We start from the raw sequence: 25761 nt of genomic DNA, 5'->3' as shown, positions 1-25761 counted from the left end.
CTAACTATAGCAAATTCGAATGCGATATGCTGCGTTGATGGCGGGATTTCGTATGTTTTTTACACTGGGCGCACAAAAGTCAATGTCAATGATGTAATGGCTTGATAGCAATAGGAATCGTCGGTGAAGGATCTCTGTTAAAACAGAATTAAACAATTGATTATCAATGTAAATTTGAAATGATACCGACTGTTTTTCAGGTATGCAATCTACCGGATGGTAGCATAAAAAAAAGCACAATATCAGTCTTGCAGGAAATAAAGTGATACCTATAATGTTGAAAACCGGAGCGTCTGCCAACGCTCCGGTTTTTTTGTGTCCGATCATGAAAGAGACTGATGTCTGCCAACGTCAGAATCATCGCACTGCGAAATTGAGACACAAGTTGAATCAATTAAGGAAAAGATAAATGCGTATCGAACAAGAATTAAAATTGGGCTTTAAAGATGTATTGTTTCGGCCGAAACGTTCTACCCTGAAAAGTCGTTCCCAAGTTAATTTAACCCGTGAGTTTACCTTCAAGCATAGTGGGCGTCAATGGGCCGGTGTCCCTGTCATTGCTGCTAATATGGACTCTGTCGGCAGTTTCGGCATGGCCGAAGCGTTGGCGAAATATGATGTGCTTACTGCGATTCACAAACACTACTCGCTACAGGAGTGGCAAACGTTCGTGCAGGCCGCAGATGCCGAGACACTCAAACATGTCATGGTTTCCACCGGGACATCGGATGCCGATTTCACCAAAATGCAGGCGACGCTCGCTTTAAGTGACGACTTGATGTTTGTTTGTATCGATATTGCCAACGGCTATTCGGAGCATTTGGTCGAGTTTGTGGAACGGGTTCGCAGTGCCTTACCGGACAAAGTCATTGTCGCCGGAAATGTCGTGACCGGTGATATGACCGAAGAACTGATTCTGGCCGGTGCAGATATTGTCAAAGTCGGTATCGGCCCCGGTTCAGTCTGTACCACCCGGGTCAAAACCGGTGTCGGTTATCCGCAATTATCGGCCATTATTGAATGTGCGGATGCTGCTCATGGTTTAGGTGGTCAGATTATCGGTGATGGTGGCTGTACCTGCCCGGGAGATGTGTCAAAAGCATTCGGTGGCGGTGCTGATTTCGTGATGCTCGGCGGCATGCTGGCCGGACACAAAGAATCCGGTGGCGACCTTGTCGTCAAAGACGGGGAAAGTTATGTAAAATTTTACGGCATGTCCTCGAAAAGTGCGATGGACAAATATGCCGGAGGCGTTGCACAGTATCGCGCCGCAGAAGGCAAAACCGTGTTACTCCCTTACCGGGGCAGTGTTGAAGATACCATTCAGGATATTCTCGGTGGCGTGCGCTCCACCTGTACCTACGTCGGTGCCGCCAATCTGAAAGAACTCACCAAGCGCACCACATTTATCCGCGTTCGGGAACAAGAGAATAACGTGTTTGGCAAGGAGTCGTGAAACCGGCTTGTTGATTGAGTAGTCAATCAATATTGTGTTGAAATGACTTCAAGACAGCGTCCATTGTACGACTGATTAACTGAAAGACTGATTCCGTCTAAATGACGGAATCAGTCTTTTGAGTTTGAAATCACTGCCGATATTGATTTCAAAGCTCATTTAAATCTCAGAGGCTTTTGCAGAGGTCTTCGTTTCGCTCACAGGTTAAGGCTTATTTTTATGCAATTACAACTCAGCACCAGTCATGCCGTAAATCAATGGCTTAAAGCCGATTTGCCACGTTTATTACCGCTCGACTAAACAATCCTTGAGCAATGCACTCATAATCAGAGTTTTCAGCCTGTTGGCCTCCCATCCAAACCCGTAGCAGTTATAAATGAAGGCTTTCTTCGGTTCTAAAAAATATTTTTCGTCATTTATTGGTTACACTGTCAATCTTGTTCGATCACTTAAGACTGGATATGGAAGTAGAAGAGATTTACCGTCGGGATTTAAATCTGTTAGTGGCGCTGCGAATTTTAGTTGAAGAGCGCAGTGTCAGCAGAGCCGCTGAGCGTTTAAACCTGAGCCAATCAGCAATGAGCCGGGTGTTGGGACGTCTACGCAGTTTATTAGCGGATCCGCTATTTACTCGCCAAGGGCAGCATCTTATCCCGACTGAAAAAGCATTGTCAGTCAATCGGGCTTTGGGTGAACCGCTTGAGTCTCTCCGTCAGCTCTTATCGCCAATCGATTTTGACCCCAAGTCCTGTGATCAGACATTCACCATTGCAACGACTGATTATGCCATGCAAACCATTTTACCCTTTGCTTTGCCTCGTATTTATCAGGAAGCGCCTAACGTTGCGTTTGAGTTTTTGCCATTACAACATGAGCATTTGAAAGAGCAGCTCACATATGGCAGAGCAGATTTAGCAATTTGTCGTCCGACTCACTCTCTTGAGCCGCTACAGCATCAAACATTAGGGCGAGTCGGGGTGCTGTGTTTATTGTCGAAGCAGCATCCTTTAGCCAATCAACCCATGTGTCTGGACGATTATTTGTGCTTCCCGCATGCCATGATTGCGATTAGCGATGGCGTTAAATCTCTGATTGAACAAGCTTTGGCAGATAAACCTAAACGGCGGATGGTTTTGCGGGCGTATCATTTAGAAGCGGCATTAGCCATCGTCGATATGATGCCGTTAATTATTACTGTACCTGCCGATTTAGCCTACTTAGTCTCTGACCGTTATGAGCTGACCGTAAAGCCGTTACCATTTCATTTTACGCCGTTTGATTATTCAATGATCTGGCATCCTCGCTGCGAACATTCACCCGCACAAGAGTGGTTGAGAAGTATCGTGAAAGAAGAATGTGGCAAGCTAATCGCCAAGCGGGTCGAAGATATGGGGTTAGATGACGTAAAGCCTGAATGAGCCTTACGCCATTGGCATATTAAAGCTTGATCACGACACGGCCAGTCGTCTGACCATTGGTGATATCCTCAGCATATTGAGGCGCTTCATCTAACGTAATTTCAGTACAGGCTTGCTCAAAATAACTGGCCGGTAATAATTCAGCAATTTTTTTCCATGCGGCAATCCGTCTGTCTTGTGGACAGTTAACGGAGTCAATTCCCTGCAAACGGACATTGCGCAAAATAAACGGCATCACCGTGGTTGGCAGGTCAAATCCACCCGCAAGGCCACAAGCCGCGACAGCACTATCATAATCCATTTGTGAGAGAACTTTGGCGAGCACTTTACTACCGACGGTATCAACCGCACCGGCCCAGATTTGTTTTTCTAACGGGCGGGACGGTTCTTCAAATTCACAACGATCAATGATTTGGCTTGCGCCTAACTTTTCCAGTAAGGGCCCATTTTGTTCAACCCGGCCAGTGACTGCTGCCACTTTGTAGCCCAGTTGCGACAACAGCGTCACCGCAACAGAACCCACACCGCCACTTGCGCCGGTTACCAAAATACTGCCGTCTTCGGGTTTTATGTCTGCGTCGAGCAATGCCTGAACACAAAGCATTGCGGTAAAGCCAGCGGTACCGACGATCATTGCTTGTTTGGGTGTGAGACCTTGTGGCAGAGGGACAAGCCAATCGGCTTTTAGACTTGCTTTTTGCGCCATGCCGCCCCAGTGGTTTTCTCCGACGCCCCAACCGGTTAATACAACAGAATCACCTGCCTGATAGCGAGGGTCATCTGAATGGAGAACTTGCCCTGCTAAATCGATGCCGGGCACCATCGGGAAATTACGGATGATTTTTCCTTTTCCTGTGATCGCCAGACCATCTTTATAGTTCAACGATGAGTAATCGACAGCGACTAATACGTCCCCTTCGGGAAGTTGTGATTCATCAATCTGTTCTATCGTTGCGAATGTTTTTTTATCTTCCTGATTAAGGATTAAAGCATTAAACATAAAGTTCTCCACGAATTGGGTGATTGCAAACTAACGACAGTCTAGTGCTTATCCCGGTATGATTTAAATGAAACTTTAGCATTGTATCTATGTGTAACTGTCATAGCCCTTGTCGGGATTGGCCTCATTCCTGTTCTTTATTTGATGATAATCAGATATCAATTGTGCTTGCTATCATCTATATACTGCTGTTGTTCGATAAACGTATCGGTTCTCATGCCATCAAATTGAACGCAAAAATGTTATCTTCATTCAAAAAACAGCCTTCCCAAAATCAAACTGACTTGATAATGCGTGAATCCTGCCCTGCAAGTTGCATATAATGGTCCGACTTGCAGATCCATTTTTATTTCATATAAATCATCTGACTGCGGTAGCGTGGTGAATCAGGAAAGGCTGAATTGATAATACCAGTCACCATGTTCCAACAATCATAAAGAAAGCAATATAAAGGATGTTTACATGGCAACGTTAGGGTTCAGGCTCACCATCGATGGTGTCAATGACGAAACATTGGTGGTCCGTGACTATCAGGGGATCGAGTCCATCTCAGATTCAGTCGATGATCAAGGCGAGCCGGTTAATGGCTATCGCTATACCATCGATATCGCCAGTCGCAACAGCGACCTGAGTTTCGAGCAAATGGTCGATAGCACCGCACTGCTTGAAGTGCTGCGCGATCATGAGGTCGTGCAAAAAGTGCACGGCATTGTCCGTAACTTCAGCCGGGGCGATACCGGTCACCATCATACCTTTTACTCACTTACCTTGGTGCCGTCACTGGAAAGACTGTCGCTGCGCCATAACAGCCGGATCTTCCAGCAACTGGACGTGCCGGAAATTCTCTCGGTGCTGTTTCAGGAAATGAATATCAATGATTATGCATTTTCGGTATGGCGTGAGTGCGCCAAACGTGAATATTGCGTTCAGTACCGTGAAACCGATTTAGAATTCTTCCACCGTCTGGCGGCTGAAGAAGGGCTGATGTACCGCTTTGAGCATCTGCAAGACAAGCATGTTTTAGTCATCACCGACAATCCCGAAGGGTTCGGCCGTCTTGCCATGCCAGTGCCGTACAATGCCTTGTCCGGTGGCGTGTTTGAGCAACCCTACGTCTCAACTTTGACCGAGCACAAACAGACACAAGTCAGTGATGTGCAGCTGAGCGATTACAGTTTTAAAAAGCCGTCTTACAATATTACGCACTCGGCCACCGCTTCGGATATGAGTTACCAGCGCGGTGACTATGAACATTTTGACCACCCGGGGCGGTTTAAAGACGACACCACGGGTCAGGCATTTACGCAGATCCGTCTTGAAGCGCTGCGCCGACAAGCACATACTTTCAGCGGTAAAAGTAACGACGCACAGCTTCAGGCCGGTCAGCGGTTTGATTTGATGGAGCACTTCGACAGTGAGATGAATCGCAATTATCTGCTGATTCAGGTCGCCCATCAGGGCAGCCAGCCGCAGGCACTGGAAGAATCCGGAGGCAGCGGTGCCACTACATACGCCAACCAGTTTGCTGCCATTCTCGGTGATCAAGTGTGGCAGATGACACCGCGCAGTAAACCGATCCTCAAGTTCCCGACGATGGGGACGGTGGTCGGCCCCGAAGGGGAAGAGATCTACTGTGATGAGCATGGCCGGGTGAAAGTACAGTTCCCTTGGGACAGATACGGCAGCTCAAATGAGCAAAGCTCTTGCTGGTTGCGTGTCACACAAGGTTGGGCTGGTGCGCAGTACGGCATGATGGCTATTCCGCGCATCGGGCATGAAGTGGTGGTGCATTTCCTTAATGGCGACCCGGATCAACCGATTATCACCGGGCGAACATACAATGCCAATAACGTCACGCCATATACGCTGCCGGAGCACAAAACCAAGACGGTGATCCGCACCGAGACTCACCAAGGTGACGGTTACAACGAGCTGAGTTTTGAAGACCAGTCGGGCAGTGAGAAAATCTATCTGCACGCGCAAAAAGATACCGACATGCTGGTTGAAAACGATGCAACCACGCATATCAAACATAACCAAAGTACCACCATCGATAATGACCGCTACAGCCATATCAAGGTCAATGACCATCACACGGTCAGCGGTGAAGCGCGCACCAAAATCGCCAAAAGCCAGACGCTGATGATTGAAGGCGAGTTGCATGTCAAAGCAGGCAAAGTGTGGGTCAATGAAGCGGGTACAGAAATCCACATCAAAGCCGGTGAGCAAGTCATCATCGAAGCCGGGAATGAAATCACCCTCAAAGCCGGTGGCAGCTTCGTCAAAGTTGACCCGTCAGGCGTCTCCCTCAGCGGTGCCGGGGTGAACCTGAACTCCGGTGGTAGTGCCGGGAGTGGCAGTGGGTTTGCGGGGGAGATGGCAGAATTGCCTTTGGCTGAAGGTCACAGAACAAATCAGGGGTTTTACGATGAGTAGTATTGCACTAAAAGAAATATTGACGAATAAAGAATATACTTTTAAAGAAAATATCAACTTAGACAACAATACATCGGTTATGGCAAGCTTTCAGTTACAAGATAAAAATGGAAAGCTTTTAGGAAAAGAAATCCCGAAAAATTTAAAAATTAAGGACAAGAAAGTCTCTACTAAAGTAAAAGTGGAAGATTTAGCTAAACAGAATAAAGTTTCTGTTAAAGATATTTATAAGCTAATGGCTTCAATTGATGTAGATAATGACAAAGTTTTTCAAAAAAACGAAAGGACAACAGTTGAAGTTATCCCAATGATCCTAAAGTCTGATCTGTTTAAAGATTCTAAGGTATTGAATAAGCTCGCAGTTAAAAGAAGCAAAGGATATAAGAAAGGGATTAAAAAAAATGAGGAAGTTAAATTAATTCAGAAGGCTTTGATTCAGATTGGGTTTGATTTAGGTGCTGCCGGTGCTGATGGTGATTTTGGAAAGAAAACAAAAGGTTCATTGGAGCACTTTCAGCACGTTTATGTTCCTAGTCATAAAGTACATTTATCATACAAACTAGAATCAGCTAATGGAATTGTGGATCAGAATACAATACTGGCATTAGATGAGTCATTGAAAGAATCGTGGACTCATAATCCAGATAAGTGTGAAGTAAATATTGATTTTGATTTCATCAAACAACTTGAAGGTAGTAAGAAAAATGGTTATGTTCCGGATCCAGAAAATAGTAAGAGTGGCGTTACTATTGGTTCTGGATTTGATCTTGGGGCTCGTTCATTAGCAGATCTAAAATCTCTTGGCCTTTCAGATAATTTAGTTACGAAGTTTACTCCATATTTAGGAAAGAAAAAGAAAACAGCTCAAGATTACTTAAAAAAACATCCATTATCTATAACTGATGATGAGTTGTCTTCTTTGGAAGAAAAAGTTAAAAAAACAGAAACAGATAAAGTTGTAAAGGCATATAATAATTCAGTAAGTAAAATAAAATTTGGTTGTTTACCAAAAGAAGCTCAAACTGTTATTGCATCTGTTTCTTATCAATATGGTAATTTGTCAACAAGAGCAAAAGGTTTTTGGAATCAAGCTATAACTCAAGATTGGAAATCCATGTATGATAATCTTATGGATTTCAAAGATAGTTATAAAACAAGACGACACAAAGAAGCAAATAAAATTAAGGGGTTAATATGAAATGTATCATATCATTTTTACTATTTATGGTTAGTTATTCTTGTTGGTCTTATCCTATGAAAGATATTTATAATCATTTAGATGTCACTTCTTTCAATAGTTCATTAATGCCTATGAGAGTTGGTAATGAGAAACATTTTTCTGATTTTGAACTATCAAAAGCAAAAGTAAATGATAATAATATAACAATAGATGATGATAGTTGGACATACTCAATTACTGTATTGAAGAAAAATAAAATGGGATTTTATGCTTGTTTTGTTGATAAAGCAAAGCAAGGTAGTTACAACACTCAATTTCCTTTAATTTTGAGGAAGTATGGGAATGATTATGTTGCAATAGCTATGAGAACTGATGTCTGTGAAAACTTTGCTAAATAGATGATAAAGTGTTCTTCTGGATTTTATTGAGACTGTAAAGATTCTGTGTAAACGCCAGTGGTTACATGTAATCCGATAAACGGTAATGAAATATGAAATTACTCATGTTTTATTGTTAATGCAAATTGCTCAAGAGCCAATAAATCATGTTCAAATCGAGCCGCAAATGCGGCTCGCTGATCACAAACACCAATCATGTTTTTTATACGATCAGTTTTTATAAAAGACTTTCATCCCCGTCTTCATGATACTGACAATAGTGGGTGGTGATTAAGTTATTGAGATAGAGTAAAACTTCACACATTTCCTGTCGTCTTTCCCACTGTTCCGCCAGAAAAATTTCTTCCAGCTGGCGTAAATATTCACGGGATTTTTGTGATAGTTGTGGATCATAGTGGATGGTTTCGAACATATAAACTCCAAGTAAAAATAGATGATGTTATTCCACCACGGAAAGGGACCAATCTTTGGGTGGTGGACTGAGCCGGGTTTGGTCCTACCGCTACTTGGATGACGGCCAGCCGAAGCTGCCCGATTCAGCCCACCGTGATTTAGGCGCACTGATAATCGCATAAAAACAGCTCGGTTAGAACCGTATTTATCTATCCAAGTATTTAACAACGGGGGACCAATCCCGTCCCGGTGTGTTTCCGGTACAGGGTTAGATTAATGAAGGTCGGGCACTGGTACAATAGACGCAAGTATGGAAAAAGTATGAAGTTCTTCGAGTCAGTTCACTTTTCTGATGGAATCTAAAAGAGACGTGCTATCTATAGGATTATCTGGTCAGGCTCTATATTCTCACCCTGCTTATAAAGAGTGGCGGAAAGAGGCTCGACGTTTCCAACAACAAATGAAAGGCGTTCTCTCTGAGATTGGTAAACCCGGTTATATTAAAAATGTACAAGCTGAGCGAATTAACAGCTATCTGAATGTCAGTAAAAAATGAGGCTTCAGATTATATTGGACATTCAGTGGAGGAATTATTTTTTGATTGATTACCTTGCAAAGTTTACACTTATAATATTTCTTATTGGAATGTTTTCTTGGTTAATTATGAATGCTTATTTATCTGTAAAATTAAGAAAGGAAAAGTATGATTTTATCGATAGGATATCAAATAGTGCACCAGATAAATTTAAGGAAAGAGCAAGGTTACTCATGAATAGTAACATATCTTGGATCTTTGCGAGTTCTGCGGGTCATACATGGTTTTCGTACTTAATGCTCCGATTTACATGGAAAATACCCGCATCAGAAATTCATAATTGGCATTGTAGTATCAAAAAAATTTATGGTGATGACTATAAATTTTACAAAATACTTAATTTTTTGATCAATTTATGGATTACTGGGTTACTATTATTAGTAATGTTAATTTTGCTAAGAAAATAATATTCTGTAATATATTGACACATTTTGAAGAACTCTTGCTGTTATATCGACTGAACTTCAAATTAAAAATATTTTTTATGATAAAAGTCATGGAAGTGTTTGAATGATTAAGATATTTAAGTATATATTTTTTGTTTTTATATTCATCGTGTTAGGGACTGTTATTTATGCAGTGAGTGTGATTGATGTAGAACAAGATACGCCTCGTGCAGAAATTATCGATGAGATTTTTTGGCATAATGGTTTAGATGGACGAACTGGGTTTAAAATTATTAGTTCAGAACCACCAATATATAATATACGAGTTTATTATAATTTAGATGATGTGTATGTTGATACAAAATCTAAATATATAGGTAAAAATTTTAAGAAGCTAGATGTTACTAGTATCATAGCTTTTGATGGGAATGCATTCTTTTTGAAAAATAATGATCATTTAAAAGTCATAAATACGTTGATAAATTCAAATGACTAAATTTTCTAGTTCTCTATATCTAAGAGTTACAATATATGCGAGCCGTAAAAGCGGCTCGCTGATCACAAACATCAATCATGTTTTATAACGTTCATCCCCGTCTTCATGATACTGACAATAGTGGGTGGTGATTAAGTTATTGAGATAGAGTAAAACTTCACACATTTCCTGCCGTCTTTCCCACTGTTCCGCCAGAAAAATTTCTTCCAGTTGGCGTAAATATTCACGGGCTTTTTGTGATAGTTGTGGATCATAGTGGATGGTTTCGAACATAGTTGTCTCCTAGACTGAGTTAAATTTTTCCATCATCTAAAGGGACCAATCTTTGGGTGGTGGACTGAGTCGGGTTTGGTCCTACCGTGTCTAGGAAAACGGCCAGCCCAGAGGCTGCCCAATCAGTCCACCATAATTTGCAGGCGGCACTGATAGTCGCATAAAAACAGTTCACTGAGAACCGCCAATATGCGCCTAGACTGGTTAAAACGGGGGACCAATCCCGTCCCGGAATGTTTCCGGTACAGGGTTAGATTAATGAACGTCGGACACTGGTACAATAGACGCAAGTATGGAAAAAGTATGAGGTTCTTCGAGTCAGTTCACTTTTCTGATGGAATCTAAAAGAGAAGCGCTATTGATGATTAAGACGGGTATACAATCAGCCAGATGAGAATTGGATGAAGGTTATTCAGCGTACAATACAACCCAATTTATTATGGCAACGTTAGGGTTCAGGCTCACCATCATACCTTTTACTCACCTTGGTGCCATCAATGGAAAGTCTGTCGCTGCGCCATAACAGGCGGATCTTTTGTAACTGGACGTGTCGTTTTTCTTTAAATAATTAGGCTAATGATAAAAAATAGCAGGGGTAGTTGACTGGTGTTTTGTTTGCTTCGAAGACATCTTCGGATAAGATAATCTTTGTATATATGTTCAGAAAGAAAAAACTTCCATGAGAATAATTAAAAAAATATTTATATCAATGATAGCTTGTGTTATTTATTTCATGTTTCATGAAATGATTTCTCAAGTATATATGTATTACTTTAGTTCTGTGTCTAGAGGTGTTGGATTGTCTTTTGTTACATTTTCTTTCTTATATATAGTTATTCCATATCTCCTATTGTTTCCTTTTATTAAAAACTCATGCCGATGGTTTATTTATTCTTCCATATCATTTTATTTCATTTATAGTTGGGGAGGTAGCAATCCATATAGAACACTGCTTATTATTTTTTGTATAACTGTCTCATCCTTATTTATTTACGTGGTTAATGAAAAGAATCGATATGTAAAGGTAAGTTAGGTGTTTTTGAGGTAATTCGATGAGGTTATTAAAGAATATAATATTATATTCATTAGCATTTATAGGCTGTCTTTCATTGCTTTTCTTATCAGTTGTGAAAGTTGATAATACTAATTCTTTTGAAAAGGAAATTGTGAGTGGTATCCTGTGGATTCATGCACCAGATGATAGCAATGGTTTCAAAATATTATCATCTGAACATCCTATGTATAAGATGGTGATATTTAATAGAGAAAAAATGGTGTTGGCTAGTGGCGAGTTTTTATATAAGGGTCATAAGATGAATGAATTACATTTACCAGATATAATAGGATTTGATGGTAAGTATATCCACCTTAAAAACAATGAATATTTAGAATATTGCAATGTAAAATGTGATTAATCATTTATTGTTTTTTTACAATGGGATATTACCTGATTTTTCAATGTGACTATGTGAAAATTAAAATGAATATTCTAAAGAATTTATTACTGTCAATGGCCATATCATCAATGTTATTCCTGTTATATCTGATGACAATTGCTAAAGAATTATATCCGTTGTATGAACGGTTTGTACTGGACGGGCAGAAGTATGTTGGTGAAACTTACACTATATACTACATAGAATATCTGGAATCGGTTTTTTTGGGTGATGTTGTTTATGGTCACTTGTTTCATATTTTTTATTAAATATACAGGTCACTCAAAAAATAGTAAATGATATCCTTTTTGTGACTCATTAGCACTCAATCTGAGCCGTAGAAGGGCTCATTTATTAAATTATTAGAGAACATTTTTCATGCAATATTTATGCTGTCATCATAATAAAAGAGCTTGGATATACGAATGTTTAGCCGTACATCACAGGACTATCCATATGAAGTGAGCAAGAATATATGATTCCAAGGTTTTATTGATATGACTGATTCGGTTGAAGAAACAACAACTCGATTACTATAAGGTTTTTCTATGCTCAAAATTAAAGAATTAGAATATAATCTCAGAAAATTAAATGAGTTAACAGTATCAAGAAACTCGCCACAAGGTGTAAAAGTTTATGAATATACTTTAGACAAAATTGGAGAAATAAAAAGTACAGATGAGTTTAATGAATTATTAGATAAAATATTAAAGACATTGAGTGGCATAGAGGCTCACGGATTTTTTACTGATGAAGAATATGAACATGTAACAAAAATTAGGAATATAGAAAAGCGTGATACAGATTAATTTTTTATGCCATTTTCTATATTTAATATTGTTGTGAAGTGGAGGGGGATAAATTCAATTCATTTTCGAAGCCTCCCTTTCTGAAGAAGAAAAAATATATAGGTAAAAAAGAAAGTATCCAGAAGAGGTTAACTGATGAGGGATTGAGAAAAGTACTGACTAACTCCCGAAATAGATGATCATCAATAAGGCGGCTGTTCGTCATGGTAACTTTTGACGAACAGCCGAGGTGTTTAGGATGTGGCCGTGTAAGCTGAGTCATGACCGTTATCGTCCACACTCATGTGACCACTCCCACTTATACCACCGTGAACCATTACAGGATTGAATCCAACTCCCAGCGTTCTCCGTTGTTAATCACGGTGTCGATTCCCGCCTGTAGCTAGGTTTTTCGATGGAGAATTATGTAGCGGCGATAGAGCCCGAACATTGCGAGTTTGCGTTGTCTGGGGGCTTATCTTAATGGCCCAAATCCTATCGAGCCATTGCAATGCAGCCATTCTGAGAATGTACCACCGCCACACTTACCATCGCCCCATGCGCCTGTATTATCGTCTTGATCTTCAGCTTGGCGGATCACACCATTGACGATGATGTAATCCACCTGAACATCACGATTCCCGCCATCATTTGTAAAGCCAACACGAATTTCACCGGTCGCATTCGTATTGACAGTATAGTCAGCCATATAATTTGTCGCTGTCCACTGCTTGATAGTGTTTCCTCCTATTTGCAGGTTAACGCTCTCATCGCCAACAACGCCACTTAACCGAACAACGATGGTGTTACTTCCCGTGCCATCATCAGCACCGGTATCTACCAATTGCAACATTTTGGTTGCATAGCGCCGACCCATTTCACGTGCGCCTGCAGAATCAAAATGATATTGATCGTGAATATTCAAACCCGCTGCACTGACAACATGTGCGTTGGTAATCAGTGATGGCAATTGTGCGATTAAACGATTATGGCTAGAACAACAGGCCGGATAAGGCAGTTCACCTGCAATGAAAGGAATATTACCAAGACCCAAGTCGTTACGCATATCGGTCACTAATTGTTTTACACGTCCTGGCCAAGCCGGATCACCCGTATTACTTTCACCTTGATGGAAAATAATACCTTTTATGACACCTCTCTGCTGCGCTCTGCGTGCAAGATCGATTAGCCATTGATAGCCACCCTTAAAATTATTGGGTGTTGAACCAAAGGTTGGTGTACATGCGTTAAAATCACGACAATTTTTTAGAAAATATTCTATTTTTTGACCGCCATGTGCAGCACCGACTAAACCAATCGTTACCTTCGGATCAGAATTGTTTGCCATGACTTTGCCAAAATTATCGCCGGGGCCTAAAGCACCGGAACAACGAACTAAAGGCGGTGATGCGACACGCCATTGACCGTAATATCCGATACCCCCACATGATTCGTCTTGTAAAACCATGACTCTGGGATTCGTGATACGGTCTTGCGATTCAACCGGTGAAGCGCCTTCCATATTTGATTGCCCGACCATTAAGTAAATATGAAAGTTTGGATCAGGATCTGCCATCGCTGACATCGACATCAAAGCAACCAGTGCCGTTATTATATATTTCATGATCATCACCTTAATTTGGTGTTGTAAGGTTTAATGTGGCAGTCAAACATGCACTTCCACATTATGATTTTATTCATATCGCCACCCGTTATCGGGTGGCGATAGCTGACTGCATGACTATTTTTCGCTGATTAAACCAAGTCGATAAGGTAAGCGATTGTAGTCTGATACACCTGAATTTGGATTTTGCCCTTGATACAAATACTGCATATTACATGCATTAATCGTAAGGGTTTGATCATATCCTGAACGTATCATCTCACCGTGGCTAATATCATCTGTCCATTTTCCGCCTGGGAAAGAAACATTTGCCGCGCCTGCGAAAGGATTTGATTTGGTATCCGCTAAAGGTGTCCAAGGACCATCTAAACTTGTCGAAGTCCAAGAGCGGAAATAACGTGGCGAATATGCTTCTACTAATAATAAATATTTATTAGTGCCTTCCACTTTATAAACGTTCGAGGCTTCAAACAGTTTCGCAACGCTATCCTGCATCACAACTTCATAACCGGAAAAGTTCGGGAAGTTACCAATCGAGACTTTTGAACGATACAACTTACCGTCGTCACCAGAGAAGAATAAATGACAATAGTTACTGTCACAGATCACCCAATAATCGATACCATTGCTTAACCCATTTCTTAATAACGGTTTAGGCGATGTCCAACCTGCTGGATTACTAATATCGGTGTTAGTCGAATATTTAGCACCCCATTGGTAAATCATGTACCATCTTTTTTCTGGTTCAAAATAGAATACTTGCGGTGCAACTGTATTGCCTGCTCTTGTGGTGCTCATATCTACTTGATTTGCAGAACCGGCTTGTCTCCAGTCACTGAAGTTTAAGTAAACGCCACCCCAAGTGTTTCTGGCCGTATCAAATACCGTCGCAAATACGTGATACTTATTGTTGTATCTAACAATCGTTGGATCTTTAATTGATGCCCAATTCGATCTTTGAGGCGCAATTAACGGACCAGTTGATGTCCAGCTGTAGTTTGATTTCAGCCCACAGGTTTGATTGCCACCGCCGGCTTCACCTCCAATTGAAAAATCATCCGCATAAAAACTTACGGTTTCATTGTCAGATTCGATAATGAAGTGCTCAAACGGTGTACCGCTTTGTGTATAAAAGCCGTGTAATAGCGTCCAGTGATTTGCCGATGCAACAGCAGTTGCAATCTGTTCATACTCATTGAACGTTGAGCTATCACCGTCTTCCTGGCGTTTGGCTGTTAACGTAATGGGTACATCAGCTGAGCCTGCGGCTAGTTTAACCCAAACTGCCACGTCATATTGATTCCCATCCACTAAAGAGCCGACATTAAAGGTAATACCGTGCCATTTTGCAGTGCGCCCAGTAATCAATACACTTGATGAACCACTGTGACTTTGGGTATTGCTTAAACTGATCGAGCCGGCCGTTGTCGACCAATTCATTAAGCTGCCTTCTGCACCGCCGTTGTCAGCAAAGTTATCACCGGGAACTTGGTAATCACCGTCATCACCGCTATCACCGCCACTGTTATCAGCAATTAAACGAATGTTACCTTGTGCAGCATTGAGTGTAACTTTATCTAACTTAGCGCCATCTTCGCGTCGTAAAATCCTCAGCGTATGGTCGCCGGCAGCAACGTTATTGAACGTCTGAAGCGTCAGGTTACCCCAGCCATTTGTCGGGGTGTTGTTTTGCGTGACCCAACCCGCCGAATCTAACTGATAATAAAATGAATCATCGTTGCCGTTAGCCAATAACGCTCTGATTTCAAAGCTGACATTCGTGGTTTGAGAAACATGGAAGTTTATGGCCACCTGCCCGCTGGCAGAATTGGAAGGACTACTTAAGACTTGATGACTGCCGTTGTTCGGCCATTCAATATATTTGCCGTTAGAAGCGCCACTATCTGATTTCACCGTCAACGGGCTAAAGTTGTTTTGTCCGGATAAAGACTCTAATTCCACGGACAAGGTACTACTGCCTGCATCTCCGCCACTGCCGATAAACTGATACCAGTTCAGGTTATGCCATCCATTGGCGCGCAAATACACATCATGCACACCGCTTATCGTGGTGTTTAATGCAGTTGATTGAGTTTGCCACGTTTGCCAGCCACCTGTGTCTTCAATATCAATCGTAGCCACCGGCGCGTTATTCAGATTGTCCAGAATAATGTCTAAACTAGAGCCGGTCTCTGTTGCTGCACGTAGTTTTAGCGCCTGAGCACCATTGCCAAAATTAACACCAGATACTTTTATCCAATCGCCGGTTCCCATCATGATATTTAGGGTACCATCAGCCGTGTTCTCCGTTTCGATGCCATTTTCTTCATCAAACATTTCGGCCTGATTGATATTAAATGCATTAACCGTTTTAAGCTGTGGTGCGCCAGCGCGCCCGGCATTCACTTGTTTTATGCTACCGTCAGCGTTGTACTCTAAAAGGTCAACATTGACTGAACGCTGAAAAGTACTCGCGCCACGTGCATTAGCCACAGCCCGATTATGATAAAAGATGTAACTTTTACCTTTATAGTCAACAATTGAAGCATGATTGTTATTGGAGTTATTTTCCCATGGATTGGGTAAAATCGTACCCCGGTAGGTAAATCCTGTGGTCGGATTATTACTGGTCATATAATTAATTTTCATGCCCGAACTGGTGTCGGAAGAATATGATAAGTAATAAGTGCCGTTATGCTTATGCATGTAAAGCGCTTCAAAGAAGTTTGGAACGTCGATGGAGATGGCACTACCACTGGTGCTAATCATGTCATCATTTAATTTGATCACACGGGCATTGCCCGGACCGCCGCCACCAAAATACAAATAAGCTTGACCATCGTCATCAATAAACACGCCGGGATCAAAGATCCACTGCACACTACCATTTGGTGTACTGCTATCCACCAGTGGGTGACCGAGTGGGTCAACATAAGGACCTTCTGGCTTATCAGCCACGGCTACACCGATTGAACCGCCACCATCAGGGAAATATAAATAATATTTGCCATTACGCTCGATAAAATCAGGTGCGTAAGCCAAATTGGCCCAGCTAGTATTCGTTTTAGAATTCCAAATAATGCCGTGATCTTGCCAGTTCACCATGTCGTCGGAAGAAAACAGATAGTAATCTTGCAATTGGCTATAATCGGTTTGGGTATCCTGATCGTGCGTGGTTACGACATAGACCCGCCCATTAAAAACACGGGCAGCAGGATCAGCAGTATATACATGTGATACGATAGGGTTCGCAGCAAGCGCAGCTTCAGGTACAGTCACACTGCCTGCCAGTACTCCAAGAACTATAGCTGCCGACGCCTTGGCATACATGTTCTTAGAGAGACATTTTATATTCATTGTGTATTCCTTTTACAAATTAATAATGTCTGGTTAGATGTTGTGATGATTCTCAATTCAGAGACCTAATTAAAATAAGGATAATCACTTCGTTATCATCATTGAAAAAATAATAAACATCAGTTAAATATGTCACGTAATTGAATAATTTTAGAGTGGTTATTTTGACTGTGTTGTCAAATATAATTTAGGTATTCATGTTCACCTAAAACATAGTCTTTAACTTTGAAAGTGCAAAGTTAAGAAATTGTGTATAGATTATTTTCCTGATTATTTTTTGATCTTTACCACTACTTTGAGGTGCACTATTAATACAATTAACAAAATTGTTTTCAGCTTAAATAAAATTTAGACTCAGTGAGTATGTAGTGCCTGAGCTTGAGTTTTTTGTCACCATCTCTCAAAGCAGGGTTCATCATGGAAATGAATTTTTTGTTATTTATTTCAAACGGTTAAATTGATATTGGCTGTTCTGGTACCGCAGTGAAAGAGCTGCTCTGTGTATTTGTCGTAAACGATGGTAAATAGCTGTATGACAGACAAATTAAATGTGTTTGTTGATTGTTTTAGTCTGAATATAAATACATCCCAATGAGTTGAAATTATTATTAACAAGTGAGGCGTATATATGTGATATGAGCATTATAAATATTTGTTTTTGTTAATGGTTATATCACTACTGTGATTTTTATTTCTAATTTCGGTTTTTGGATAATATTGTGATGGTTGTTGGTTTACTATTTTTTATTATCTGTTTACCATTTTTTATTAAACGTGTCGGTTATTCCAAAATAAGTAAATGATATCTTTTTATGACTCAGTATTACTCAAAACGATCTTATAAACACCCATCATATTTTTTATATGAGTGACTTTTACTCCGAGTCAAATCGATAAGGATGTTGCGTCACGGACAGGGGATCATCCTGCTCCCCGAATATTTCCGGTTCTGGGTCGGGGGCATGAACATCCCCCGCTGGAATAATAGCCATAACTATTGAAAAACTATGAACTTCTTCGAGTCAGTTCACTTTTTGGAGTTGGCTTTGAGATGCAATTCGGCTAGTTTGTGTTGAGCGAGAGGGTGGGTACTTCGATCAGCCAGTGTAAGGAGAGATGTTTTGAATAACGTGGAAGTGATTTTGGTGAACGCTTTTATTGAAAATGGCAGCGGTGGGAACCCTGCGGGTGTGGTCTTGGATGCTGATGGCCTGTCGGATCAAGCAAAGTTAACCATCGCACAAGCTGTCGGCTATTCCGAGACGGCATTTGTTTCGCAAGTTGTATCTTCACAAGGTCATTCACAAGCGCGTGAAGCCGATTTTGAAGTATCGTTCTTTACTCCAACCGAAGAAGTCGACTTTTGCGGGCATGCCACGTTAGCCACGTTTTCAACGATGTATCAAAGAGGATTACTGAGCGCAGGGCAATACACGCAAAAAACAAAAGCGGGATTGCTCGGTGTGATGATCGAACCGGATGGTCACGTTGTGATGCAGCAGAATTTACCTGAATATATCAAATTGCTTGATTACGAGGACATCTCTCCGTTAATCGGTATTGATGCGGCACGGTTAGCATCAACCGGATTACCCATTGAAATTCTCTCGACCGGGTTGCCGGATATTATTGTGCCGCTCCCGCACGGTTACCTCAATCACATCCAAGTCAATCACGCTTTACTCTGCGATTTCTCACAGCAGCATCAGGTTACCGGGATACATGTGTTTGAGTTATGTGAGGCAAATAGTGAATTTACCGCAAAGTGCAGAAATTTTGCGCCTGCTGTCGGGATCCCAGAAGAGTCAGCGACGGGGAGTGCCAGTGGTGCACTGGCATGTTATTTAACCAAACACGTATATGCGGGACATTCTTGCGCTTTTACTTTCGAACAAGGCCGGGCAATGGGCAGTTGCTCAAGAATTACAGCGCTTGTTGAGTCAGACGAGTCAGGGATTACTCAGGTGCTGGTCGGTGGGTTTGCGCAAGCATTTGGGGTACAAACAATCTCTGTATAACCTGTTTTGTCTGTCGTGAAGATGTCATCATTCATTGTGAACCAGCTTCACCCAGAATGAACATCCCCGCTGTTAAATATTCGCTCATCAGTCAGAGGGAATGTGACTGGATAAAAATTGATTTCTTAGCCATTGATGTGCCGGGTCATGGTGCGAACGCGCATGCCACAGCATGACGAGTTCAAATGCCGGTAAATCAATCGGGGCTGCAATGGTTGTCAGTTCGGGATCATTCACGGCTAACCTTGCAGGAACTAAAGCGACTAAATCTGATTGTTTTAACGCCGTGATAAGCGACTGAAAATTCGGCACCGAAAGAACCACATTCCGGTGCTGTCCCTGTTGCCTGAGAATCTCATCGGTTACTCCTACAAAACCCCCGCCATTCGGTGAAACAATCGCGTGAGAGAGTTGGCAAAAGCAAGGTAAATCAATGGTGTCTTGCAACATCGGGTGATTGCGTCTTCCGGTTAAAACATATGTTTCTTTCAGCACAGTCCGACTTTTCAGGGTGCTCAATGAATCCTCCCGTAAGTGAAAAGCAAGGTCGATTTCCCCCCGTTCTAACTGTTGCGGCAGGCGTTCGGGGATCATATGACTGATCGATAAACGGCAATGTGATGACATCCCTAAAATCCGGTTCATCATCGGCTGAATCGCAACCTGTTCTGCGTAGTCAGCAGCGGCGAGTTTCCATGTTTTGTCGAATTGTTCAGGATGAAAGGTTAACGAGTGATGTAATGCTGTTTCTATCGCAGATAACGCCTCTCGAAGCGGGAGCCGTATCTCTTCTGCAAAGGCGGTTGGCCGCATACCTCTTGAGCTTGGGATCAGCAATTGATCGTGAAATAGCGTTCTCAATTTATTCAAATGAACGCTGACAGATGGCTGTGATAAATTGAGTCGTTCAGCCGCACGAGTCACATTATGCTCTGCTAACAGCACATCTAATGTTCGGAGTAAGTTCAGATCGAGAGTATTGACATTAACCATATTAATAACAGCTATTGTAGAAATTAATTTCAACTATAGCAGATGTATTCCTAAGATGAATCACCTACTTATCTGAGGAAGTTATTCGATGAACATCTTGATTGTTTATGCACACCCGGAGTCCCAGTCCCTGAATCATGCGTTAAAAGTTCACATGGTTGATCACTTACGAGCCACCGGCCATTCGGTACAAGTATCAGACTTATATGAGATGAACTGGAAAGCAGTTCTGGACCGGCACGATGTGTTATCCAAAGACCCATCGGAACCATTTCACCCGTCACTCGATTCGAAACATGCTTATGAAAGTGGCACTCAATCGCTTGATATTGCTAATGAACAAGAAAAATTATTATGGGCTGACCATGTCATCTTCCAGTTTCCGTTGTGGTGGTTTTCCATGCCGGCGATCATGAAGGGCTGGTTTGAACGAGTCTATGCCTATGGTTTTGCTTATGGATATGGCGAGCACTCTGACACCCATTGGGGCGATCGCTACGGAGAAGGGCGCTTATCTGGCAAGCGCGCGATGTTAGTTGTGACAGCCGGTGGTTGGGAATCCCACTACAGCGCACGGGGCGTCAACGGACCGATTGATGACATTTTGTTTCCGATCCATCACGGGATATTATTTTATCCCGGCTTTCAAGTCTTACCCCCTTATGTGATGTACCGGGTCGGAGCCATGAATGAGGCTCGGTTTCAACAAACCTGTGCGGAGTTAGAGGCGCGTTTGGATAGCTTAGCAACAGCCGATCCGATTGCTTACCTTACTCAAAATGGCGGGGCTTATGATATTCCGTCCTTAACGTTGAAATCAGAGATGAATCCACAATTAAGCGGTTTTTCTGCTCATATCGATCAGCGTTAACTGGGGGATGCGTGCCGGTTACGCTCCTTGTGTCACCCGGCTCGCAGGTTGTCATTTAAGTTTAAATTCCCCAACCCAAAACGAGCCGCAAACGCGGCTCGCGGATCACCCATACGGATCATCATTTGCAAACAGCCCTGACAGCGGCTTCATTTTCTCCCGGACCGATAGTGCGTGTGGCTTAATTGGTACTACATACCGTCATATCCTGCCACTGACTGGCTTGATAACAGAGCTTCGGTGGTGTTGCCGATAAATCGCTGGTCTGGCGGCTGCCATTGTCACTGAAAATTACATTCAGGGAAGTGAGTTCCTGATGAAAATCATAGCAATAGCTGTTGTTTTCCTTCGTCATGGCGACACCCGGCCACGATACCGCATTGACAGGAGAGGCTGCTTTGACATTCCAGAAATAGAGATAAGGCTGATTAAAGTGCTGCCGGTTGTCATAACAAATTTTGTTATTCTGCACCGTAGGATTGCCGTTATCTCCGGATTGAATGGTGAAGCCACATTCACTCAGCGATTGCCAGTTGCCGTTGAAGTAACAAGTACCGGACTGTGTGGTGAGATCAACAGTTTTAGAGGCACCCTGATCCGAGAAAATGACATTCACGGCTGTGAGCCTGACTCCGGGTTCAAAGCAAGCAAAGTCACCATTTTTCGTCATCGCGACCCCGGGCCAAGTGGTGGCTTGTAATGCGCCGATCGGCTCGACGTTCCAATAATAAAGGGTGGGGCTATTCAACGCGGTATTGTGGTCGTAGTAGCAGATCGCCTGAGCACTCACTGCTGTTGCAGGAACGGGTTCATTCGGTTGCGGTGGTGGTGTTCCGCCATCGATTTTCGTCCCCATGTGAATCGCTGCTGCATTTTGCAAAGGGACATGGAATGTGGCGTTACCCTGACTATCGACGTGAATGATATTGCCGCTGCACGCACCATGATTCGGGTCAAAATTACCGGAGATAATATCGCAGTAGTCCCCTTCAGGCATGCCGGTATTCAGCGTTTTGTCCAGTGCCGCGGTATCACTGCGATTAATGACCACAAACCCAAGTCCGCCACGGCCGAACGCGATCTGATTGCTACCGTTGTCCCACCAGTGAGTAACTTGTTGCTGCGTGGCGGTAACGTTGCGAAAGGCAACCATATTGGCAACACCGCGCCATTGATGGGTACAGATCCAGTCACCGCCATTCAAGCGGCAGGCATTTCCTGAGTGGACACCAGTCGCCGGCGGTGCATCATCACTGTGATTAAACTGATAGCCGGACATAATTTTCGGATAGCCATAAGGGTAGGCCAACATGAACACATTGCCGAGCATGTATAAATTGCCTTGGTCTTTATAGGTCAGCTCGTTGCTGGCATTGGTGCGTTCATCATCATGATTGGTGACAAATACAACGGCATCTTCGCTGGGGAGCCAGCCGCTCCAATGATTCAACGCTTTCAGCTCATTGATGTGGCCGTTTTTAAATTTGCTGCCAAGGGTACGGGCAAAGTTAAACTCTGTGACATCCCCATTGCCAATATATTCTGAGGGCTGGATCGGCTCACCGCCTGCGCCAATCACCTCCTGAAAGATATATGGATTGCCGTTGAGTTTACTTTTTATCGCAGCAATATCGCCTGCCGGAATATGTTTGGCAGCATCAATTCGGAAACCGGCAACCCCCATACTGATGGCATCATTCATATAGTCCGCAATTTTTTGCCGCACATCGTCTGATTCGGTTTTTAAGTCATTCAGGCCGACCAAATCGCAGTTTTGCACTTGCCAGCGATTCCCGTAATTAATATTGTCGGTACAGGTGTGGAAATCGTTGGGGCCATAAGGCACATCGGGGAAGCTACGGTTTAACGCGGCCATATGATTGATCACGGCATCGAGATAAATATCAACGCCTGCCGCTTTACAGCGACTGACCATATCTTTGAACTGCTCGCGGTTACCACTGCGGTTATCAAACTGGTAACTCACGGGCTGATAGCGAGACCACCATGCCGCTTTATCGATGCTTTTCTGAGGCGGCGAAATCTGGACGGCCGCAAACCCTTTCGGCCCCAGAAAGTCTTCGCACTCGGTCGCAATGTCAGACCAATGCCATTCAAATAAATGAACAAAAGCGGTTTTAGGTGCATCTTGTGCATAGGCGGGAGAGAGCCCCCACAGGCAGCCGCATAGCATGATTCCGGTCGATAATTTGTTGTTCATATTCTCATCCTAACCATTTCAGTTTGTATTTATTGTTTCGTGAACATGTTTCGTCAACATGCCTCGCAATCGTTTGAAAATTCACGGGGCGACACATCAACACGCATTAGCATAGAAACAAATCATGGCGGAGTGCTCCTCCACCTGTTCAAATGACCGGGAGGAATGCGGCAGGCGTAGAATGGTATGATCCGTCTGTTCTGTGCGAATCGTCACCGAATTAGGGATGAGAATCATGCAACCGGATGAAATATTCATCCGAACTATTGAACTGATCACAAATTCATTTCAGGAAGGTTGGTTGTTGCAACAATAGCTGCGCTGTTCCATTCTGAAAATCGAGTGTACTTTTTGCAGAAATTGCTATGCTGGGATCCTCGGAGATTCAAGGAAACCAGATGATTCACTTATATTTGCTGCGACACGGGAAAACCGAAGGCAAACCGGCGCTGAACGGACATACGGATGCCCGTGTCGATGAAGTGACCCAACAAACGATGGCACGGGCTTTACTGAGCCAGTATCCGTTTCAGACCATCTATAGCTCGCCGTTATCACGTTGCCGCGATTTGGCAGAACAATTAACGGCATTGAATCCGGCCCTGAATTTAACGGTAGATGAACGGTTCAAAGAGCAGCATTTCGGTCGGTTTGACGGGGTGCCGTTTGATGCGTTGCAAGACGAATGGGAGACCTTAGAACAGTTCTGGGCGGATCCGGCGCATGCCCCTTTGCCGGAGGCTGAACCATTGGCCCACGGCGTGGCTCGAGTGACTGAAGCGTGGGAAGCCCTGCTTGAACAGTGCCAGCATGATACTTTGATCATTGCCCATGGCGGGCCGATTCGCTACATACTGGCGCATGTACTCGGGCTGGACTGGCGCAACCCGCAGTGGTACACCGGGCTGGCGATTCCGAACCAGAGTGTGACGCATCTCACCCTCAACCGCTATCAGGGACAGGCCTATCTGACCGTGAACAGCATCGCATGTCCGCTAACGGTATGAAGAGGGCGGCTTCCCCTTATTCTATCAACTCAGCCAGCTCGCTGATGTGGCGACAAGTCGCCTGAAACGAAAGCGTGGCATGTTTTGCCGCAACACCGCCAATCACAATCAATGCGGGAGATTTGATCTGAGCTTCTTCTACACGCTGGGCAATATTGGCAACAGTGCCGGTGACCACTTGCTGATTGTCCCGGCTGGCATAACGAACCACAGCCGCCGGGGTACTGAGCGGTTTACCGCCATCCATCAGCCGTTGACAGATGTGTTTGATTTGGCTCATGCCCATCAGAATCACCAGCGTCCCGTCCAGTCTGGAAAACTGTGTCCAGTCGAGCGGATCTTTGCCCTGTTGCAAATGGCCGGTGACCACATGAAAAGACGACGCACAATCACGATGCGTGACCGGAATCCCGGCATAGGCGAGTCCGCCAATCGCTGAACTGATGCCGGGAATGACTTCAAACGCAATATCGAATGCTGCCAGTGCTTCGGCTTCTTCGCCGCCGCGACCGAACACATAAGGATCGCCGCCTTTCAAACGCACCACATTGTGGCCCTGCAACGCAAACTGGATCAGGCAGTCGTTGATATCATCCTGAGGAATGGGATGATAATGAGGCAATTTGCCGACATTAACCATTTTGCAGTGGGATGGCGCTTCCTGCAAAATCTCATCACTGACCAGACGGTCATAGACGATCACTTCGGCCTGACGAATGCAGTAAAGTGCTTTCACGGTCAGCAATGTCGGATCGCCCGGCCCGGCGCCCACCAACCATACTTTGCCTTTCATCGTTTTACCTCATATTCATTGGTCGGAGTGACCGTTACGCTTATTAAACGTTCGTTTATTGAACTTTTCGTTTATTGAACACTGCCCGTCAGAAAAGATCGTTGATCCAGACAGGGGTTTATCGGCTACAGATGAATATTTTTGGGCGAAGGGAAATCGATCTGTGAACAATCGGCACTACTGCGATTATGTGACGATACATTGATGATTATCAATGCAATCTGAGCCTGTTCTGTCAGTGTGTTCATACGAATAAATATCATTGCTTTGATGATGATTTGATATTCAGCCCCTGGAAAATACAGCGCGAAAGTGCTGGCTGTCAGGGCTTGCCGCCTGTGTTCGACTCGCATGGTTCATGCGATGTGGCGGTGATTGGGATATCAAATCGGAAGTGAGGTGCAATTCCTCCACAGCCCCCGCTGCTGTAATGCTGACGACCTGATCAAACCACTGTGTAAACGGGAAGGGATCAGGAAGGTTGACGCTAAGTCAGAAGACGAGTCGAAGCAATGCCGTAACTCCTTCGGTGGGAAGCGAGTAAGGTGCAGTCTTCAAATCGTCGATTTGAAGACAGTTGCTTCATACCCGCAATTCACCCGTAAAACGAACTTGGTTCAAC

At 43.4% G+C, this 25761-nt stretch carries 20 protein-coding genes and 1 riboswitch; of the genes, 12 read left to right on the top strand and 8 right to left on the bottom strand.

Annotated features, from left to right (window positions below):
* Positions 1-409: 409 nt before the first annotated feature.
* Positions 410-1456 (top strand): GMP reductase, encoded by a 1047-nt coding sequence (locus OCV37_RS18880; protein WP_038177830.1) that lies wholly within the window; start codon positions 410-412, stop codon positions 1454-1456.
* Positions 1457-1917: 461 nt separating this feature from the next.
* Complete coding sequence (locus OCV37_RS18875; protein ID WP_038177831.1) at positions 1918-2874, top strand: LysR family transcriptional regulator; 957 nt, start codon at positions 1918-1920, stop codon at positions 2872-2874.
* A 19-nt stretch (positions 2875-2893) separates the two neighbouring features.
* Here OCV37_RS18875 and acuI read toward each other — a convergent pair whose 3' ends face one another.
* The gene (gene acuI / locus OCV37_RS18870) at positions 2894-3874 is read right to left on the bottom strand and encodes an acrylyl-CoA reductase (NADPH) (protein WP_038177832.1); all 981 of its coding nucleotides are present in this window, start codon (positions 3872-3874) and stop codon (positions 2894-2896) included.
* Between the two features lie 462 nt (positions 3875-4336).
* Between acuI and OCV37_RS18865 the strand changes: the two genes are divergently transcribed.
* From OCV37_RS18865 to OCV37_RS18855, 3 genes are read left to right on the top strand one after another with little or no spacing between them, the layout of a single operon-like run.
* Positions 4337-6310 (top strand): type VI secretion system Vgr family protein, encoded by a 1974-nt coding sequence (locus OCV37_RS18865; RefSeq protein ID WP_051680206.1) that lies wholly within the window; start codon positions 4337-4339, stop codon positions 6308-6310.
* Positions 6303-7508, top strand: a complete 1206-nt coding sequence (locus OCV37_RS18860; RefSeq protein WP_084717374.1) for a pesticin C-terminus-like muramidase — start codon at positions 6303-6305, stop codon at positions 7506-7508. The genes OCV37_RS18865 and OCV37_RS18860 overlap by 8 nt, the downstream gene beginning before the upstream one ends.
* 56 nt (positions 7509-7564) lie before the next feature.
* Positions 7565-7888 carry a hypothetical protein gene (locus OCV37_RS18855; protein WP_245609084.1) on the top strand — a complete coding sequence of 108 codons (324 nt, stop codon included), beginning with the start codon at positions 7565-7567 and terminating at the stop codon, positions 7886-7888.
* 217 nt (positions 7889-8105) lie between these two features.
* Here the strand turns inward: OCV37_RS18855 and OCV37_RS18850 are convergent, their stop codons facing one another.
* Positions 8106-8300 (bottom strand): hypothetical protein, encoded by a 195-nt coding sequence (locus OCV37_RS18850; protein WP_038177834.1) that lies wholly within the window; start codon positions 8298-8300, stop codon positions 8106-8108.
* Positions 8301-8651: 351 nt separating this feature from the next.
* Here OCV37_RS18850 and OCV37_RS18845 point away from each other — a divergent pair, with 351 nt between their 5' ends.
* Both OCV37_RS18845 and OCV37_RS18840 read left to right on the top strand, forming a co-directional pair.
* A complete protein-coding gene (locus OCV37_RS18845) occupies positions 8652-8837 on the top strand; it encodes a hypothetical protein (RefSeq protein ID WP_157634826.1) in 186 nt (61 codons plus the stop codon).
* Between the two features lie 549 nt (positions 8838-9386).
* Positions 9387-9758, top strand: a complete 372-nt coding sequence (locus OCV37_RS18840) for a hypothetical protein (RefSeq protein WP_038177837.1) — start codon at positions 9387-9389, stop codon at positions 9756-9758.
* A gap of 75 nt (positions 9759-9833) precedes the next feature.
* Here the strand turns inward: OCV37_RS18840 and OCV37_RS18835 are convergent, their stop codons facing one another.
* The gene (locus tag OCV37_RS18835; RefSeq protein ID WP_038177838.1) at positions 9834-10031 is read right to left on the bottom strand and encodes a hypothetical protein; all 198 of its coding nucleotides are present in this window, start codon (positions 10029-10031) and stop codon (positions 9834-9836) included.
* A gap of 1052 nt (positions 10032-11083) precedes the next feature.
* Here OCV37_RS18835 and OCV37_RS18830 point away from each other — a divergent pair.
* Both OCV37_RS18830 and OCV37_RS18825 read left to right on the top strand, forming a co-directional pair.
* A complete protein-coding gene (locus OCV37_RS18830) occupies positions 11084-11446 on the top strand; it encodes a hypothetical protein (protein ID WP_038177839.1) in 363 nt (120 codons plus the stop codon).
* Positions 11447-12015: 569 nt separating this feature from the next.
* Positions 12016-12276: a hypothetical protein gene (locus OCV37_RS18825; protein WP_038177842.1), complete on the top strand. Its 261-nt coding sequence runs from the start codon at positions 12016-12018 to the stop codon at positions 12274-12276.
* A 454-nt stretch (positions 12277-12730) separates the two neighbouring features.
* Here OCV37_RS18825 and OCV37_RS18820 read toward each other — a convergent pair whose 3' ends face one another.
* Positions 12731-13879, bottom strand: a complete 1149-nt coding sequence (locus OCV37_RS18820) for a sialate O-acetylesterase (RefSeq protein WP_051680209.1) — start codon at positions 13877-13879, stop codon at positions 12731-12733.
* A 117-nt stretch (positions 13880-13996) separates the two neighbouring features.
* Complete coding sequence (locus OCV37_RS18815) at positions 13997-17236, bottom strand: non-reducing end alpha-L-arabinofuranosidase family hydrolase (protein WP_084717376.1); 3240 nt, start codon at positions 17234-17236, stop codon at positions 13997-13999.
* A gap of 1130 nt (positions 17237-18366) precedes the next feature.
* On the opposite strand from OCV37_RS18815, the gene OCV37_RS18810 reads away from it, so the two are divergent.
* Positions 18367-19254 carry a PhzF family phenazine biosynthesis protein gene (locus OCV37_RS18810; RefSeq protein WP_315973428.1) on the top strand — a complete coding sequence of 296 codons (888 nt, stop codon included), beginning with the start codon at positions 18367-18369 and terminating at the stop codon, positions 19252-19254.
* Between the two features lie 87 nt (positions 19255-19341).
* Here OCV37_RS18810 and OCV37_RS18805 read toward each other — a convergent pair whose 3' ends face one another.
* Positions 19342-20247: a LysR family transcriptional regulator gene (locus OCV37_RS18805; protein WP_038177845.1), complete on the bottom strand. Its 906-nt coding sequence runs from the start codon at positions 20245-20247 to the stop codon at positions 19342-19344.
* A gap of 88 nt (positions 20248-20335) precedes the next feature.
* On the opposite strand from OCV37_RS18805, the gene OCV37_RS18800 reads away from it, so the two are divergent.
* The gene (locus OCV37_RS18800; RefSeq protein WP_038177847.1) at positions 20336-21118 is read left to right on the top strand and encodes an NAD(P)H-dependent oxidoreductase; all 783 of its coding nucleotides are present in this window, start codon (positions 20336-20338) and stop codon (positions 21116-21118) included.
* A 181-nt stretch (positions 21119-21299) separates the two neighbouring features.
* Here the strand turns inward: OCV37_RS18800 and OCV37_RS18795 are convergent, their stop codons facing one another.
* Positions 21300-23339, bottom strand: coding sequence for a starch-binding protein (locus OCV37_RS18795; protein ID WP_051680211.1), 2040 nt, complete (start codon positions 23337-23339; stop codon positions 21300-21302).
* A gap of 398 nt (positions 23340-23737) precedes the next feature.
* On the opposite strand from OCV37_RS18795, the gene OCV37_RS18790 reads away from it, so the two are divergent.
* Positions 23738-24346: a histidine phosphatase family protein gene (locus OCV37_RS18790; RefSeq protein WP_038177848.1), complete on the top strand. Its 609-nt coding sequence runs from the start codon at positions 23738-23740 to the stop codon at positions 24344-24346.
* 16 nt (positions 24347-24362) lie between these two features.
* Here OCV37_RS18790 and cobA read toward each other — a convergent pair whose 3' ends face one another.
* Positions 24363-25139, bottom strand: a complete 777-nt coding sequence (gene cobA / locus OCV37_RS18785; RefSeq protein WP_038177850.1) for a uroporphyrinogen-III C-methyltransferase — start codon at positions 25137-25139, stop codon at positions 24363-24365.
* Positions 25140-25491: 352 nt separating this feature from the next.
* Positions 25492-25662, top strand: a riboswitch (cobalamin riboswitch).
* The last annotated feature ends 99 nt before the right edge of the window (positions 25663-25761 follow it).

This window comes from Vibrio rhizosphaerae, assembly GCF_024347095.1.
Taxonomy (GTDB): Bacteria; Pseudomonadota; Gammaproteobacteria; order Enterobacterales; family Vibrionaceae; genus Vibrio; species Vibrio rhizosphaerae.
The sequence above is the reverse complement of the archived record's forward strand: the minus strand, read 5'-3'. Positions and strand labels throughout refer to the sequence as shown.